Genomic DNA, 17,488 nt, shown 5'->3' with positions numbered 1-17,488 from the left:
CTTAGTGCGCAACGGCTGCAGCAGCGGCTTCGTCAATCAGACGACCGGTGGTGAAACGTTCAAGGGTGAAGGGCACGTTGGCCGGATGCGGATCATCCTTTGCCACGGTCCAAGCCAGCGTGTGGGCAGCACCAGGTGTTGCCTTGAAGCCGCCGGTTCCCCAACCGCAGTTAACATAAAGACCCGGCACCGGCGTCTTACCAAGGATCGCCGAACGATCCGGGGTCACATCGACAATACCACCCCACTTACGCAGCATGCGCACGCGGTTAAAGATCGGGAAGATCTCGCAGATCGCAGCAACAGTGTGCTCGATCAGCGGCAAACCACCGCGCTGGGAGTAACTGGTATATTGGTCGGTACCCGATCCGATCACGAGCTCACCCTTGTCAGACTGGCTGATATAGGCGTGAACGGTGTTCGACATAACAACGCACGGGAAGATCGGCTTAACCGGCTCGGAAACCAGCGCCTGAAGCGGATAGCTTTCAAGCGGCATGCGTACACCAGCCGTTTCCATCACGACCGAGGTATGACCAGCGGCCGAAACAGCAACCTTTTTCGCACCGATGAAACCTTTGGCGGTTTCAACACCGGTGACGCGGCCATCCGGGCCACGGCGAATTGCGGTTACCGGGCAGTTTTGAATGATGTCGACACCACGTGCCGCTGCACCACGGGCATAACCCCATGCCACCGCATCGTGACGCGCGGTACCTGCGCGACGCTGAAGAGCGGCACCCATGACGGGGTAGCGCGCGTTCGGCGAAATATCGAGCGGTGGGCAGAATTCCTTGGCTTCTTCCTTGGACAGCCAGACGTTATCCACACCGTTAAGACGGTTGGCATGAACGTGGCGCTGGAAGCTTTGAACGTCATGGACATTGTGCGCAAGCATCAGAACGCCGCGCTGCGAATACATGACGTTGTAGTTCAGCTCCTGGCTCAGCCCATCCCACAGATCCAGCGCGTGGTCATAAAGCTTTGCACTTTCATCATAGAGATAGTTCGACCGAATGATCGTCGTGTTACGACCGGTGTTACCCCCACCAAGCCAGCCTTTGTCGATCACCGCAACATTGGTGATGCCGTGTTCCTTGGCAAGATAGTAAGCAGCCCCCAGACCATGACCACCCGCACCGACGATGATGACATCGTATTCGGCTTTCGGCTCACTGTCGGGCCATTGCGGCTCCCAGTTCTTTTGGCCGCTGAGTGCGTTTTTGAGTAGCGATAGCGCAGAAAAATGGGTCATGATTCGACGATCCCCCGATTTACCATTGCCGCAACTCTATCAATACCGCGATTTCGGGGACTGAATAAATGCGACAAAACCATTGTATATTTTCGACAGGATTGCACTTTTGCGTCAGCCGCAACAGCACTTGGATACACCAGCAGCCAAGGGCATCATAACCTGACGGAAATCAGGCCTACATATGCGAACGGGGCGGCCCTTCGACCACCCCGTGTTTTGCAATCATTACCAACGATCTGAACAAGCCCCGTCAGGCGTCAATTTTGACCTGCCCGATCGGGTTAGAACAGCAGGCCAGAATGAAGCCTTCTTCGATGTCATCGTCGGTAATGCCGCCATTATGCACCATATGGACCTGCCCTTCGGTCTTGCGCACCTTACAAGTCCCGCAAATCCCCATTGAACAGCCAGACGGGATCACCAATCCGGCCGTTCGCGCAGCTGCCAGAACCGTATCGGTTTCGGTGCAGTTTGCCGTGATGCCCGATGCAACAAACTCGATCAGTGCATCTGCCTTTTCATCTGGCACAACATCATCTGGGGTGGCTTCGGCCTCAATGTTTGGCGCATGGAAGCTTTCCTGATGGTAGCGGTCCATATCAAAGCCAAGACCGATCAGAACATCACGCACCGCCTGCATGAAGGGTTCCGGCCCGCAACAAAACACTTCGCGTTCCAGATAATCCTGCGCCATCAGACCCAGCATCAGCTGATTGAACGTGCCCAGATATCCGGTCCAGGGGCTAAAGGGATCGGTTTCTTCGACCACCCATTTCAGATCGATGCCATTAATGCGTGATGCCATATGCTCCAACGCATCGCGAAAGATGATTTCTGATGGGCGGCGTGCGCAATTGACAAAAACAATGTCGGGATCACGTCCCGCATCATACAAATAGGTCGTCATCGACATCATCGGCGTGATACCCGACCCGGCCGAGATAAACAGATATTTATCCGACGGGTGGTTCACCAGCGAAAAGCTTCCCGCCGGTCCCTTCGCCCGGATGCGCATGCCCGGACGCAAATGATCAAGCATCCAGCGCGTACCGACCGAGTTCGCCTGCGCCTTGACCGTCACAGTCAGCGATGTCGGGCGCGATGGCGATGATGAAATCGTATAGGTCCGATAAAGCGGACCGCCGGGCACCGGGATTTCAAGCGTCAAGAACTGGCCGGGCTCGTAGCTAAACAGCGCACCCGAAACCGATTGAAAGCAAAAGGTCATCACATTGGGGGCTTCGGGCAGGAAGGATACGCATTCCAGTTCCTCTGCATCCGACCAAAATGCCAGTTTTGGCTTATCAAGGATCGTCATCGCCTACTCCGCCGCCAACTGATCACGCGGGGCCAGCTTGTCGGCCATGGTGCTTGCATACCAATTGCCAAACTGGATCACGCCACCTTCTTGCACGACCGAATACGGCCCGACTTTGTAGGCAGGTGTATCAATGCCACGTTGATTGTTTTCAACGACTTCCTTGTCTTCAGCATTGGTTGCCAGCCAAACCTCGGTCAGGCGTTGAATGTCATAGTCGCGCCCCTCGACCGCATCCTTATGCACAAGCCATTTGGTGCACACTTCTGTCTGGGTTGGGCTTATCGGGGTGACACGGAAAACAAGCGCATGATCGGAAAGGAAATGGTTCCATGTTGATGGATAATGGAACTTCAAAAGCGATCCGGCATTCTTGAACGGGATCGACGAATTCGGCAGGCTCACAGCAGCCTTGGTATCAAGCGTGTAGCTTTCCGCTTCGCCATTAAGCGGCACACGGACAAAGCGCCACTCACCATCTGCCGACATTTGATAGGCCGAGGTCGCACCAACTGCCTCACAGCGTGCGATATGCTGATCAAGTTCGCTGGTTTGCGCACCATCCGAACTGCTGCCAATTGCGCGCGCATCTTCGGGGAAGGTCCGGCAAAGCGAAGGATGGTTGCCCGCACAATGGTAGCATTCCCGATTGTTTTCCCAGACCAGCTTCCAGTTGGCGTTTTCAATGATCGTGCTTTCAAACGCGACCTTGGAATTTTCCAAATCGTGTGGTGCCAAATACTGGGATGCGACACTGGCAAACGGTTCAATATCGGGCGCGTTATCGGCCAGACAGATATAAACCAGTCCATGGATCACGCGGCAATGAACGACAGTAAGCCCATATTGCGACATGTCGAAGTCATCGCCCATGTCACGCGCCCAAAGCAATTTGCCATCAAGATCATAGGTCCATTGATGATACGGGCAGACCAGCTTTGGATTCCGCCCCTTTTTGGTTTTGCACAGGACCGATCCGCGATGACGACATGAATTGTGAAACGCGCGGATAACGCCATCATTGCCGCGAACGATCACCACGGAATAGGCCCCGATGTCATAAATCACGTAGTCGCCAGATTTCGGGATTTCGCAGGCCGGGATCGCAAACAGCCATTCCTTGTAATGAATATTTTGCAGATCAAGATCGAAGATATCCGGGGCTGTATAAAACGGCTGTTCCAGCGAGTATCCGGGAACGCGGCGTGACAAAAGCTCATGGATGGAATGCGCGACAGCCGACATGGCGAAAATCCGTCTATCAATGGGTTGAAAGCAACCAAAAGTGTGGACTTCATGTCGTTTTTTTCAACGGCATAAATTTTCATCTTGGTTTAGATAAACTAATCTGAAAAAGTAACTACCAACACCAACCAATCCGTATTTCGCAAGGAGGTCCGCTTGCAGCGCCCCTATGATCTGTCATCAATCAATGCCCTGATCTGCTTTGAAGCCGCCGCGCGGAATATGAGCTTCAAGACGGCTGCCCAGGAACTCAATGTCACCCCGGCGGCAATAAGCCATCAGATCAAGGCACTTGAGGCAGACCTTGGCAGTCTTCTGTTCATTCGCCGCAACCGCGGGGTAGAGCTGACAGAAAAAGGCGCGTTTTTGCTGGTCGCCTTACAACGCGGATTTGAAACCATTTCCGATACGGTGTCGCAACTTCGCGATCAGACAGAAGCGGTCGATGTCACCATCCGGACAACAACGGCTGTCAGTTCACTCTGGCTCACCCCAAAAATCTCTGCTTTCTGGAAAATTCATCCCTCGATCACGGTTTCCCAGATCGTGTCCGACGTGCCGGGAACGACCGGGCATTGCGATCTTAGCATCCTTTACAGCAACCCTGACGAAGGCGCTGAAGGCTATCACAAGCTGTTTCAGGATCGGGTGGTTGCGATCGGCACGCGCGCGTTCAAGGAAGAACAGAATATCGAGACAATCGATGATCTTTTGCGCGCACCATTAATCCATCTTCACAACGAAGAGGCCGATTGGACTACCTGGAAAGACTGGTTTCGCGAACTGGGCCACCCTGCCCCAAAAGGCGGGCGCAGCTTCACGCTAAACAATTACACGATTGCCCTTCAGGCCGCCCAAGATGATGTGGGTGCCGCATTGGGGTGGGATGCTTTGATCAGCCCGCTTCTTGATGATGAACGGTTGATCAAACTGGTCGAGGATTCCATTCCGTCACCGATGGGCTTTTATCTGCGGGTTCATCCGCGCGCATCGGAAAAGGCCCGCGTTTTTGCCAATTGGCTGATCGGCGCAGCCTGAGGTCAAATGCCAGCATCAAAAGGCGACGGGCATGCCATAAAACATACCCGTCGCCCATCTGATCAGATGCCTTTTACCAGACGCAGCGCATCATAGATCGCCGCATGGGTGTTGCGCGCCGAAACCGCATCGCCAATTCTAAACAGCTGGAAACTGCCTTCGGGATTGCGGACAACCGATTGCGCCTGCCCACCCAGCAATTGATCATGCGACATCTCACCAAGGTTTGATGACATCGGCTTAAGATCAAAATAGATGTCATCAAGCGGGATGGTGCCGTGGTTCACAACCACCTGATCGACAATGCGTTCCTTGGCAACCCCGCCATAATCACTGCCGACATGGGCGATTAGCTGATTACCCTGCTTTTCCACCGCATCAAGGCGATAGGTAACCGTGAAGGTAGTATCAAGCTTCTGCATGGATCGCATGTACGGCACAAGGTTCATCGCCATAACCTCGGGCGCAAAGGCACGATCGGGCGTCATAATTTCAACCTTTGCCCCGGATTGGGCAATCAGTTCTGCCGCCTGCAGTCCGGCATGATCCCCGGCATCGTCATAAACCAGAACGTTGCTTCCCGGTTTGACGTCGCCTGAAATGATGTCCCATGACGAAACCACAAGCTCATTACCGCGTGACAGCACATCAGTATGGGGCATACCGCCCGTCGCGATGATGACAACATCGGGGTTTTCAGCCGTGATCGTATCGGCCTCTGCCCAGGTATTGAAATTAAACGTCACGCCCAAATTCGTGCATTGCGACATCCGCCATTCAATGATGCTGATCATTTCCCGACGGCGTTCGCTTTGTGCCGTCAGGCGGATCTGCCCGCCGGGATCGGCGGCCGCTTCAAACACGACGACTTCGTGACCACGTTCGCCTGCCACGCGCGCGGCTTCCATCCCGGCTGGACCAGTGCCGACAATCACAACCTTTTTACGCGTTTCGGCCTTGTCGATGATTTGCGGCATCGAAAGTTCACGACCGGTAGCCGCGTTATGGATGCAATAGGCCGAACCACCTTGATAGATACGATCCAGGCAATAGTTCGCCCCGACGCATGGGCGAATATCATCTTCGCGCTTTTCAATGATTTTGCGCACGATATGCGGATCGGTCATGTGCGCACGCGTCATACCGACCATATCAACTTTGCCCGACGCAATTGCATGGCGCGCAGTTGCCACATCGGGGATTTTGGCCGCATGGAATGTCGGGAAGTTGGTTGCAGCGCGGATTTCACCAACGAAATCCAGATGCGGTGAATTGGCCATGCCCTGGATCGGGATTACATCGGTCAACCCGGCATCGGTATCGATATGACCGCGAATGACATTTAGGAAATCGACCATCCCACTGTTTTTCAGGCGCTTGGAAATTTCCAATCCGTCGCTTTGCGTCAATCCACCTTCAAGATCTTCATCCCCGGTATAACGCACACCAACGATGAATTCTGATCCAACCCGTTTGCGAATTTCGGTCAGAACATCAAAGGTAAAGCGCAGTCGGTTGTCGATACTGCCGCCATAAGGACCATCAAGCTCATTGGTCAAAGGTGACCAGAATTGATCCATCAAATGGCCATAAGCCTGAAGCTCAATCCCGTCCATGCCGCCCGCTTTCATGCGTTCGGCGGCATCGCCGTAATCCTTAATGATGCGTTCGATATCCCAATCTTCCATCTTTTTCGGGAAGGCACGATGTGCAGCTTCGCGGTGATGGGATGGGGAAACGACGGGTAACCAGTTTGCCTTGTCCCAGCGGGTTCTGCGCCCCAAATGGGTCAGCTGAATCATAACCGCAGCACCCTGCTCATGCACTGCATCGGTCAGGTCCTTCATCCACGGAACGACCTCGTCCTTCCAGACCAGCAGGTTGTTAAAGACCGGCGGGCTGTCCTTGGAAACGGCGGCCGAACCCGCCGTCATGGTCATGGCAACGCCACCCTTGGCGCGCTCCACATGATAGGCGCGATAGCGTTCCTTTGGCATGCCGTCTTCCGGATAAGCCGGTTCGTGCGATGTCATCATGATGCGGTTGCGCAGCGTCAGATGCTTGAGCTGATAGGGCTGAAGAAGCGGATCGTTGGACATTTACGGGACTCCAATTTCGACTCTCTTGTTCAACCATATGGATAAATGTACACTTATGTCAATTTTAAGTTCACTGATGTATATTTTGGATACAGAACTGTACACTTTGCTTGTTGGGCACCCGGTGATTTGCTATGAAATCAGACATGGAAGAGCAGACACAAAATAGCGGCTGGCGCGGATCATCTGACGTCTGGTTGGGTGCAGCGTATGACGCACTTCTGGAAACCGGCGTTGATGGGGTAAAGATCCAGCCATTGGCCAAGCGCCTGAACCTGTCGCGCACCAGTTTCTATTGGTTTTTCAAGGACCGGCAGGAACTGCTGGATGCGCTGATCGCGCAATGGCGCGACAAAAATACCGGCAATCTGATCAAACAGACCGAGGCCTACGCCGAAACAATCACCGAGGCGATGCTCAACATTATTGATTGCTGGCTCATGCCCGATTTGTTTGACGCGAAGTTTGAATTTGCTGTGCGCAGCTGGTCGGCGCAATCACCAAATGTGCTGGCTGAAATCGAACACGCTGATCAACAGCGCCTAGATGCACTGGCCCAACTTTTCGCCCGCTTTGGCCTTAATGAAGCCATGGCCGATGTCCGTGCCCGCACCCTTTATCTGGTGCAGATCGGATATATTTCGATGCAATCAAGCGAAGACGTCGCAACGCGTATGAAACGCATCCCGGCCTATGTCGAAACATTCGCCGGAAAGCCGCCGCAGCAACGCGAACTCGACCGGTTTTACGCACGGCATAACTATTCTGCCAGCATGTGAATTTAATGAAAATCATGACTATCGATTTTAAGTCGCGTGCTTTTTTGCGGCTTGGAAGAGCTTGATTGCCCCAAACTATCCAACCCGTTTGCCCAACGCAGATTGCGAGGGTGATTATGATTGCTACGGGCAATTTTGGTGTTGTCTGTCAGGCCTTGCAGCATTCCGGTCAGATCAACCAGTTTGTCGGCAATAATATGGGTTACGCCATCTTCGCGTTGCAGCTTACCACTCACACCAAGCACGGTTGCCGTCATGACTTCGCGGCGATATTTTTCCATCACCTTGCTCCAGACCACCAGATTGGTGATGCCCGTTTCATCCTCAAGCGTGATGAAAACAACGCCTGATGCCGTGCCCGGACGTTGGCGAACAATCGCCAATCCTGCATGGGTCAAACGATCCCCGTCACGCACATTGGCAAGGTCACTTGCGCGACAAATCCCCGACGCGCCAAGCGCATCACGCAACATCGCCATTGGATGCCCCTTAAGCGATAACCGCAGACTTGCGTAATCTTCGATAATTTCTTCGCCTGGCCCCATGATCGGCAAATTGACCGGGGCTTCGGCGCCAAATTCGGCCGAAACACCCATATTGTGGTTAAAGTTCTGGGCCGCTTCAAACAGCGGCAAGGCTTCTGGTGCCTTGCGCCCCTTGCCAAACCGACGCACTGCCCAAAGCGCTTCACGCCGTGACAAACCAAGCGATCCGAACGCATCTGCCTCCGCCAGTTTTTCAAGCGTCGACGGGCTAAGTCCGGTCTGACGTGCCATCAAATACACATCCTGAAACCCGCCAGCTGGTCGATTGGAAATCAGCGCCAAAGCATCAAGCTCGCCAAACCCTTTGATCTGGCGAAAGCCCAGACGCACCGAATGATATCCCGCCGCACGGCCCAACTCACGTTCAAGCTGATTGTCCCAGAAGCTGTGATTGATATCGACTTCAAGCACGCGCACCCCGTGATTGCGCGCATCATTGACCAATTGTGCTGGCGCATAAAATCCCATCGGTTGAGAGTTCAAAAGTGCGCATAAAAACACATCCGGGTGATGGCATTTCAGCCAGGATGACGCATAGGCGAGAATGGCAAAGCTTGCTGCGTGGCTTTCGGGGAACCCGTAATCAGCAAAGCCTTCGATCTGCTTGAAGCAGCGTTCGGCAAAATCCATGTCATAGCCGTTACCCAACATCCCGTTGATGAATTTGTCGCGATGTTCGCCAATGGTGCCGGTGCGCTTAAACGTTGCCATGGCACGACGAAGATTATCGGCCTCGCCCCCGGAATAGCCTGCGGCTACCATGGCGATCTGCATCGCCTGTTCCTGAAACAGCGGCACACCACAGGTGCGCTTTAAAACGGCTTCAAGTTCCCTGGACGGATAATCGACCTTTTCGCGCCCCATGCGCCGCTGCAAAAACGGATGAACCATCCCCCCCTGAATCGGGCCAGGGCGAACAATCGCGACCTGAATGGTCAGATCGTAAATGCTTTGCGGTTTTAAGCGCGGTAGCATGCTCATTTGCGCGCGCGATTCTACCTGAAAAGTGCCAATACTGTCAGCCTTGGCCAGCATGCGATAGGTCGCCGGATCTTCCTTGGGCAAGGTTGCCAGATCGTAATTGATGTTCTTGTGCGTGCGCAGCTCGTCCAGTGCCTTACGGATGCAGGTCAGCATACCAAGGGCAAGGATATCGACCTTCAAGATACCCAGCGCATCAATGTCATCCTTGTCCCATTCAATTGTCGTGCGGTCCGCCATTGCCGCATTGGCAATCGGGGACAACTCACAAAGCGCCCCACGAGTAATGACAAACCCGCCAACATGTTGTGACAAATGACGCGGGAAACCGGTCAGTTCCCCCGCAATATCCAAAACGGCCTTAAGGCGTGGCTCATCGGGATGAATGCCCGATTGGCGCATCATGGTGTCATGCGCGCCCTTGCTGCTCGATCCCCAGATGGTTTTGGTCAGTTTGACGATGGTGTCCTCAGAAAGGCCAAACACCTTGCCAACATCGCGAATGGCACTGCGCGACCGATATGAAATCACCGTCGCGGTCAACCCGGCCCGCTCGCGGCCATAACGTTCATAGATGAACTGAATGACTTCTTCGCGGCGTTCATGTTCGAAATCAACGTCAATGTCGGGCGGCTCATTCCGCGCATTACTGATGAATCGCGAGAACAAAAGCTCCACCTTCGCCGGATCGACCGAGGTCACATGCAAACAAAAACAGACCGATGAATTGGCCGCCGACCCGCGCCCCTGACACAAAATCCCCTTGGATCTGGCAAAGGCAACAATATCATGCACCGTCAGGAAATAGGGCGCATAGCCCAACTCGTCGATCAGTTTAAGCTCGGTCTCAATCAGGTTTTTGACCTTATCAGGCACACCTTCGGGATAACGTTTATGGGCCCCCTCCCATGTCAGGCGGATCAAACGTTCCTGGGTTCCTTCGCCGGTTCCGTCATTTTCATCAGGATATTCATAGCGGAGCTCATCAAGGCTAAATCTGCATTGATCAGCAATCTCCACAGTTCGCGCCAGCCAATGGGGATGATCGGGAAACAGGCGCACCATTTCACGCGGTGATTTGATGTGTCGCTCGCCATTGGGAAACAAACGATATCCTGCGTCTTCAATCGTGCAGTGGTGACGGATACAGGTCAGGACATCCTGCAAGGGTTTGCGCGACCTAAGATGCATATGCACGTCATTGGTCACCACGACCGGAATGCCAAGTTCGGCTTCGACCATCTCGGCAAATGCCAACCGCTCGCTATCGAACCCGTCCATGAACCGCCCGACCGACAGCCAAAGCCGCCCGTCAAAATGCGGTTTCAGGCGGATCAGCTCGGCCCGAAAGGCCTCATCGGGCACCTGTGGTGGCACGGCAATGAACAACAAACCGTCGCTATGAGCGATGATGTCAGAGACATAAATCTCGCACGATCCCTTGGGCGCGCGGCGCTTGCCAAGGGTCAGCAACCGACACAACCGCGCATAGGCCAACCGATCGGTCGGGTAACACAGCAGCGATGGCCCATCCATCGGATCAAGCCGACAGCCGACAATGTAATTGAGGCGATCTGCATAATTGCGATGGGCGGTATGGCCGCGTACCACACCGGCAAGCGTATTGTGATCGGTGATTGCAATCGCATGAAGGCCCTTGGTCGCCGCGGTCAGCACCAATTCCTCGGCATGGGATGCGCCGCGCAGGAATGAAAAATTGCTGCTGACATGCAACTCGGCATAGGGCGGATGATCAGTAATGTTGGTTTGTTTACTCATGACATTACCCGGCAAACAAGCCATGCACCGACCAGATATCCTGCCCGGCATGGCCGCTTCGAAACAGCCACAACATCCGGCCTTTCTGATCACATATTCGGAAATAATCGCGGGTTAAATGCGACAGGGCATAGTTATCGCGATCAAGATGTCCCCACCATTCCGGGCAAATCCGCTCAGGCCCCTCGGCACGGAGAACCTCGATCAGCATTCTGCGCCAACGCAGCTTGCTCGGCGATCCACTGGGGCTTCTTTCCACCACATCAACCGGCTCGGGCGGATCAATCAGCCGGACCGGTCGCCGTGGCAGGGACACATCTTTGATCCGGGCCGGCTTTGCGGGTCCGGTTGGTGACTGGCGAATGGCGGCAAGTTCTGGCAAATGGCTGGCATCATGGGCCGGACGATACAGAATATCCTTTGGCCCCAAATGATGGCTGATGCGATCAAGAAGCTCGGCCAGGGCGACATTATCGCTATGGCTGTCTTGCTGACGATCCAGACGAACCTGGCGAAAGGCAACATGCTCTACCCAGGGGGCATAAATGATCACCTGCTCAATCCCAAAACCGGTATCAACACCGGGCATCTTTTCCGCCAACAGCCGCAGAATATGGGCTTCGGACTGACAGGGTGTGCCGGTGGTTGTGGTGATGGTATGGGCATGACCATCTACGCGGATGGAACGCACGATCAACCGCCGCAAGCCCAGATTATCTGCACGCAGCTTTGCGCATAGATCCACCATCATGCTTTCAATCGCATGGGCCAGATTGGCGGCATCGCCCAGTGGTTCGCCAAAGCTTTGCCGAATCAGCCACGGATCATCGGGCAGCTCAAAATTCAGATGCTCGGGCAAACGGCCATAAAACTGATCCAGCCGATGCAGCACATCCGGCCCCAAACGGGTGGTGATGTTGGCACGCGGCAGATGGGTGATATCGCCCAACTGCTTCAAACCAAGCCGTGACAACAGAGCGATGATGTCATCAGACAAGCGCAGTGATGACACGGGAAATCCGGCCGCTAAACCATGATCGGCTGGCAAGGATAAAATGCGCTCGGACGGTTTTCCCGGATGACATCGTGCGGCGGCCCATGCTGCCCCTGCCGTATCGGCAATGGCGATGCGCGCGCCATATCCACGGGTTTTCATATCGCGCAGGATCTGGCCGATCATGGCATTTTCACCGCCAAACAAATGACTGCCGCCGGTGATTTCAAGCCACAACCCGGCATCCCCATCAAACCCGTGTTCCTTCAAATCCCGATCCGGGGCCACCCACGGGCTATAACGATCCATCACCCGGATCAGGCGCGCCAGATGGGTTTGGAACAGGTCATGATCCTCGGGCGTGTTTTGCAGATCGGGCAGGATGCTACGCGCATCCGAAAGACGCATCGCCCCTTGCAACCCGGCCTTTTGGGCAGCGGCATTCAGTCCACAAACCAAAACACCCTTATGATCGGCACGGGTAATCACATGCGGGATGTCTTCCATGGCATGGGCTTTGGTCTCAGCCACCACCTTGCTGTCAACGTCGCGGGGGCGGTCAGGTTTGGATGCGCCTGCCCTCTGGCTCATGCGGTGGCAGTCGGTTTTACAGTGGGTCAACCACAGATAAAGAAAACGTTGTTGCATCGATTTTGACTTTCCAGCTTCCCGGTCGAACCCCGCGTCCCCCGATCAGGCTGAGATGATGAATATTCCCTGTCATGTCCTGCGCTGCATCCAATGCAGGCTCAATCTTCCAGCGCGTCAGCGCACTTGATGGCATCAACCGCCCGGAGGTAGACCCGCGCCGCAAAACAATCATGCGCGTTCCAGCCCCTTCACATGCCAGCTGCAAACGCCGTGCTGCGGTCAGGCTGTAATCCGTGGTTTCGAGAATGATCGATGCAATCTGCCCGGATTTGGCTGCCTCCTCACAGGCCCAAAGGGCCTTTTCCTGTTGATCCACCGTCATCATCAAAGGCACGGCATCCCCCGATGCACTGGCGGGCAAAGCCAGATGATAAAACCGCCCCTGATCAATCGCCTTGCGCTGACGAACCCAGAAAACCGGCTTGCTTTCGACTTGTTCCATCCCGGCATCCACCGTGAGATTCGCCAAATACCACGCCAGCACCGATGCCCCCGCCCCGTCATGAGCACAAATCACTTCATGCAACCCGACAGACGCAATCCCGCCAATACTGACGTTTCGCGAAAGCGACAGCCCACCAAACGCACGGCAAAGCACCGTGTTTGACGCCACCGCCAAACACCCCGCATTCCGCCGATAAGATTTCTCCGCCCGCGCCAAAACATCCCGGGCCTCCACGAACCGCTCTGCCAACATCATGCTCAAACACGCCATATGTTCACCATTTGTTCTTATTTAGGAACGACGCGCTGGAGAGTCAAATCAAAAGCCGAAGGGAACACGTCCCGATATCAAACAGGGAATGCCCCCAAAACCAACCTCGTTAGAACGAAGCAAAGCCCACTGAACATCTTTGAGGCATAACCCCGAATTATGACAAGCAACCGGGGTACACTCAGACTTAAAGTATGATGATTGGGATATTGGGAAAAGCTACCAAGGTAAATTGTCATATAATATGACAATTTACCTTGGTGTCACGTGCCACAAAAGCTGACATTCGACATGCGGCAAAATCAATGTCTTAGCATTTTCAATTGCCAGATAAGTTGACATCAATTGACATATAAGCTGACAAAAAGCTGCAGGATTGACAGAAAAGCTGACAATTTCTGAATTTGCAGCGTTTCTAGATGGAAACCCACTTTGCTCTAGGAGACTTACCTCTCCCTGAGCGCCTCATCTCCGTACTTCATAACGGGCGATAACAGGAACTCAATAATCCGTCGTTTCCCGGTTTTCACCTCGACCGAGGCCGTCATTCCCGGTGTGAGTTTGACCATCCGGCCGTCGGCGAAGATTTCGGAAGCTTTGAGGGTCGCCCGAACTTCGTAGACTAACCCCAAATCTTCATCCTGAATGGCGTCGCGCGAGATGCTTTTGACCTTTCCGTCAATCTTGCCGTAGCGGGTGAAGGGGAAGCTGTCGATCTTGATCACCGCTTCCTGATCTGTCGCGACAAAACCGGCATCCTTGTTTTGCACCTTGGCAACCGCTTCGAGCTCTACATCATCGGGCACCACCACCATCAAGCTTTCAGCAGGCGAAACAACGCCGCGCACGGTATGAACCGCCAATTGCTGGATCGTGCCGCTGACCGGGGCGCGCAATTGATGGCGGTCTTCGCGGCTTTCGGCTTTACGGAGCGTGATGACAGCTGTCTGGAATTTGTTGCGGGCTTCAAGCAACTCCTCAAGCGTTTGCTGCTTGGTCTGCGCGATCAGATTTTCCCGGTCCTTCTCGGCCGCCATGATCGAGGCATCGGCTTCTTCGAGGCGATTGCGGTAAATCTCGAGATTGCTTTTGGTTTCGATCAGCTGCTGCTTGACCTCAAGCCAGACCGGCTTGGTGCTGATCCCGTCGGAGACGAGGCCTGAAAGCGAACCTTCGCGTTCGACCAGAAGCGGCAGGAGCTCACGACTTTTGGCAATTTCGGCATTGATTGACGCGCGTTCTGCGCGAAGTTTTGCCGCCTCGGCGTCCGTTGCGGCAAGCTTTGCAAAGAAAGCCGCAAGATCGCTTCGCAGTTTTTGTTCTGCCGTTTGCAGGATTTCGTCATTGAGTGCCGCGTGCTTGGGCAATGCCGGAATTTCCCGGCGATCCAGACCCTCAAGGAAGGTTTTAAGCCGCGCGATATCAAGGGCTGCGGCATCACGTTCATGCAACAACTGCCCCTTGTCCGCTTCGCTTTCGGTCGGATCCAGCTCGATCAGCAAATCACCGGCCTCAACATGCTGCCCATCACGCACATGAATGGCGCGTACAGTTCCGATCTCAAGCGGCTGGATTTGTTTGACCCCGCCCGTCGGCACAAGCCGCCCCTGCGCCACGGCAACCACATCGACCTCGCCAATCACGGCCCAAGCCAGTGCAATGGTAAAGAACCCTGCAAGCGACAGGGCCACAGTCCGACCAATCGGGTTGGCAGGTGTTTCCATAATCTCAATCGCGGCAGGCAGGAATTCCCGCTCCTCGGCCGAGCGACGTGACTTTGCCTGATCCGAATTCGGGTTCAGACGCGGGAAACGTTCGAGGAGTTTGGCGTAGGTCGCACCACAGGTTTCCTTGGTGCGCGCATAAAGCTCTTCAATCTTATTGCGCAGCGACATCGCTTACCGTCCCTGCCTGCAATTGATACAGCTTGGCGTAACGCCCGCCATTGCGAAGAAGCTCATCATGGGTGCCGTCTTCAATCACCTGACCGGCTTCGACCGTGATAATGCGATCCGCATCGCGCACCGCAGCCAGACGATGGGCAATGATCAGAACCGTGCGGCCCTTACAAATGCGGCGCATGTTTTCCTGAATAATCTTTTCAGATTCATAATCCAGCGCACTGGTGGCTTCATCAAAGATCAGGATGCGTGGATTATTCACAAGCGCGCGGGCAATCGCCACGCGTTGGCGCTGCCCGCCCGACAGGTTTGAGCCGCGCTCGCCAATTTTGGTGTCATACCCGTCTGACAACGAAAGTATGAATTCGTGGGCGCCGGCCAATTTTGCGGCCTCGATCACACGCTCCATCGGCATACCGGGATCAGACAGGGCAATGTTTTCACGAAGTGATCGGTTAAACAGGATGTTTTCCTGCAACACCACACCGACCTGACGCCGCAGCCAAGCCGTATCGACCATCGAAAGATCAATCCCGTCAACAAGCACACGGCCACTTTCAGGCACATACATACGCTGCACCAGTTTGGTCAGCGTGCTTTTACCCGATCCGCTTGGCCCGACAATGCCAACGACCTCACCAGCCTTGATGGACAGGTCCACCCGGCGCAGGATTTCAGGACCGTCCGGACGATAGCGGAAGGTGACCAGATCAAATTTGATGTCACCCTTGATGTCATTCAGCGTTGAACGGTTCGGGTTATAGGTTGGTTCAGTTGGTGAATTAAGAATGTCGCCCAAACGATCGATCGAGATCCGCGCCTGCTGGAAATCATTCCAAAGCTGTGCGAGGCGCAAGATCGGTCCGGTCACGCGTCCGGCTAGCATATTGAATGCTACAAGTTGCCCGACAGTCATGTCTCCTCCAACGACTGCGGTTGCGCCGAAATACAGGGTTAGGACCGTGGTGATTTTGGAAATCAGTTGTGTGAGCTGTCCTGCGACATTGCCAAGGTTTGCGGTCTTGAAGCTTGAATGCACGTAACCCGCAAGCTGTTCTTCCCAGCGGCGTTGCATTTGCGGCTCGACCGCCAGTGCCTTGAGCGTTTCAACCCCGGTAACACTCTCGACCAGAAAGGCCTGATTTTCTGCCCCACGCTGGAACTTTTCATCCAGTCGTCGACGCAGGATTGGGGTCACGACAAAGGCAAGAATGACAAAGAACGGGATGGATCCCAGAACGATCATGGTCAGAAGCGGGCTAAAATGCCACATCACCGCAAAGAACACGATGGTGAAAAACAGATCGATCACAAGGGTCAGAGCAGACCCCGTAATGAAGTTTCGAATGCTCTCAAGTTCACGCACGCGCGCAACACTTTGCCCGACCTGACGTGCCTGAAAATACCCCATTGGCAGCGACAGCAAATGTCTGAACAGCCGTGCGCCAAGTTCGACATCTACCCGATTGGTGGTGTGCGAGAAGATATATGTTCGAAGGGTACCAAGCAGCACCTCAAACACCGACACCACAAGCAGCCCAAAGACTAGCACATCAAGCGTCGTAAGACCGCGATGGACCAGAACCTTATCGATCACCACCTGGAAAAACAGCGGAGAGATCAGGGCAAAGAGCTGCAGGAAGAAGGACGCAATCAGGACTTCAATGAAGATACGGCGATATTTCGACAGGGCCGCGACGAACCAGGAAATATCAAACTTGCCACCCTGCCCAAGGATCGCGGCACGGCGTGTTGCCAGCAACAACCGTCCGGACCACTTTTCTTCAAACTCGGCCTTATCGACAGCAACCGCACGCCCGACAATCGGGTCCTGAACAAGGACTTTTCCTTGATCAGCATCGATTTTGGCAACGATGACAAAGCTGCCATTTTTGATTTCGGCAATGGCGGGAAGATTTGTTTTGGAAAGGCGCTCCCAACCCGACTGAACAATGCGGGATTTCAGTTTCAGTCGCTTGGCGGCAAGCTGCAAATCCTCGATCGCGAAAAGCGCGCCGGGTTTGCCAAACTGATGACGGATCTGCTCTGCATCCGCAGGCAGATTGAAAAAGCGCAAAATCGTGACCAGCGCCAGAAGACCACTATCCTTGGGTTTCTGATCCTCTGGTCGGTTTTCCTCGATTGCTTCCTGCAAAAGAATTCCCCACCTTCAACGCAGAAGCCC

Annotated in this window: 11 protein-coding genes; 2 read left to right on the top strand and 9 right to left on the bottom strand. The window is 54.3% G+C overall.

Features of this window, described 5'->3' with window-relative positions; all coding sequences use genetic code 11:
• Position 1: 1 nt before the first annotated feature.
• The 3 genes from ACMZ66_RS16050 to ACMZ66_RS16040 form a co-directional block, all read right to left on the bottom strand.
• Positions 2-1,255, bottom strand: a complete 1,254-nt coding sequence (locus ACMZ66_RS16050) for a sarcosine oxidase subunit beta family protein (protein ID WP_416938601.1) — start codon at positions 1,253-1,255, stop codon at positions 2-4.
• A 253-nt stretch (positions 1,256-1,508) separates the two neighbouring features.
• Entirely contained in the window at positions 1,509-2,576 is a 1,068-nt protein-coding gene (locus tag ACMZ66_RS16045; protein ID WP_416938599.1) for a 2Fe-2S iron-sulfur cluster-binding protein, read from the bottom strand.
• A 3-nt stretch (positions 2,577-2,579) separates the two neighbouring features.
• Positions 2,580-3,821, bottom strand: coding sequence for an aromatic ring-hydroxylating oxygenase subunit alpha (locus ACMZ66_RS16040; protein WP_416938597.1), 1,242 nt, complete (start codon positions 3,819-3,821; stop codon positions 2,580-2,582).
• A gap of 156 nt (positions 3,822-3,977) precedes the next feature.
• Between ACMZ66_RS16040 and ACMZ66_RS16035 the strand changes: the two genes are divergently transcribed.
• Positions 3,978-4,859, top strand: coding sequence for a LysR substrate-binding domain-containing protein (locus ACMZ66_RS16035; protein ID WP_416938595.1), 882 nt, complete (start codon positions 3,978-3,980; stop codon positions 4,857-4,859).
• Positions 4,860-4,921: 62 nt separating this feature from the next.
• Here the strand turns inward: ACMZ66_RS16035 and ACMZ66_RS16030 are convergent, their stop codons facing one another.
• Positions 4,922-6,958, bottom strand: a complete 2,037-nt coding sequence (locus ACMZ66_RS16030; protein ID WP_416938593.1) for an FAD-dependent oxidoreductase — start codon at positions 6,956-6,958, stop codon at positions 4,922-4,924.
• 134 nt (positions 6,959-7,092) lie between these two features.
• On the opposite strand from ACMZ66_RS16030, the gene ACMZ66_RS16025 reads away from it, so the two are divergent.
• Positions 7,093-7,737 carry a TetR/AcrR family transcriptional regulator gene (locus ACMZ66_RS16025; RefSeq protein ID WP_416938591.1) on the top strand — a complete coding sequence of 215 codons (645 nt, stop codon included), beginning with the start codon at positions 7,093-7,095 and terminating at the stop codon, positions 7,735-7,737.
• A gap of 2 nt (positions 7,738-7,739) precedes the next feature.
• Here the strand turns inward: ACMZ66_RS16025 and ACMZ66_RS16020 are convergent, their stop codons facing one another.
• The 5 genes from ACMZ66_RS16020 to ACMZ66_RS16000 all read right to left on the bottom strand — a co-directional run bounded on the left by ACMZ66_RS16020 (position 7,740) and on the right by ACMZ66_RS16000 (position 17,458).
• Positions 7,740-11,042 carry an error-prone DNA polymerase gene (locus ACMZ66_RS16020; RefSeq protein ID WP_416938589.1) on the bottom strand — a complete coding sequence of 1,101 codons (3,303 nt, stop codon included), beginning with the start codon at positions 11,040-11,042 and terminating at the stop codon, positions 7,740-7,742.
• Between the two features lie 4 nt (positions 11,043-11,046).
• Positions 11,047-12,627: a Y-family DNA polymerase gene (locus ACMZ66_RS16015; RefSeq protein ID WP_416938587.1), complete on the bottom strand. Its 1,581-nt coding sequence runs from the start codon at positions 12,625-12,627 to the stop codon at positions 11,047-11,049.
• Positions 12,628-12,643: 16 nt separating this feature from the next.
• Positions 12,644-13,300: an ImuA family protein gene (locus ACMZ66_RS16010; RefSeq protein ID WP_416938585.1), complete on the bottom strand. Its 657-nt coding sequence runs from the start codon at positions 13,298-13,300 to the stop codon at positions 12,644-12,646.
• 548 nt (positions 13,301-13,848) lie between these two features.
• Complete coding sequence (locus ACMZ66_RS16005; RefSeq protein WP_416938584.1) at positions 13,849-15,297, bottom strand: HlyD family type I secretion periplasmic adaptor subunit; 1,449 nt, start codon at positions 15,295-15,297, stop codon at positions 13,849-13,851.
• Positions 15,281-17,458, bottom strand: coding sequence for a type I secretion system permease/ATPase (locus tag ACMZ66_RS16000; RefSeq protein ID WP_416938582.1), 2,178 nt, complete (start codon positions 17,456-17,458; stop codon positions 15,281-15,283). Before ACMZ66_RS16000 ends, ACMZ66_RS16005 begins: the two co-directional genes overlap by 17 nt.
• Between the last annotated feature and the right edge of the window lie 30 nt (positions 17,459-17,488).

It is taken from the genome of Thalassospira sp. (assembly GCF_048059015.1).
In the GTDB taxonomy this organism is placed as follows: domain Bacteria; phylum Pseudomonadota; class Alphaproteobacteria; order Rhodospirillales; family Thalassospiraceae; genus Thalassospira.
This window is presented reverse-complemented; position numbering and strand designations above follow the sequence as displayed.

Coding starts and splice junctions, on each gene's coding strand:
- ACMZ66_RS16050 (WP_416938601.1), bottom strand. CDS start 1,255: ATGACCCATTTTTCTGCGCTATCGCTACTCAAAAACGCACTCAGCGGC.
- ACMZ66_RS16045 (WP_416938599.1), bottom strand. CDS start 2,576: ATGACGATCCTTGATAAGCCAAAACTGGCATTTTGGTCGGATGCAGAG.
- ACMZ66_RS16040 (WP_416938597.1), bottom strand. CDS start 3,821: ATGTCGGCTGTCGCGCATTCCATCCATGAGCTTTTGTCACGCCGCGTT.
- ACMZ66_RS16030 (WP_416938593.1), bottom strand. CDS start 6,958: ATGTCCAACGATCCGCTTCTTCAGCCCTATCAGCTCAAGCATCTGACG.
- ACMZ66_RS16025 (WP_416938591.1), top strand. CDS start 7,093: ATGAAATCAGACATGGAAGAGCAGACACAAAATAGCGGCTGGCGCGGA.
- ACMZ66_RS16020 (WP_416938589.1), bottom strand. CDS start 11,042: ATGAGTAAACAAACCAACATTACTGATCATCCGCCCTATGCCGAGTTG.
- ACMZ66_RS16015 (WP_416938587.1), bottom strand. CDS start 12,627: ATGAGCCAGAGGGCAGGCGCATCCAAACCTGACCGCCCCCGCGACGTT.
- ACMZ66_RS16005 (WP_416938584.1), bottom strand. CDS start 15,297: ATGTCGCTGCGCAATAAGATTGAAGAGCTTTATGCGCGCACCAAGGAA.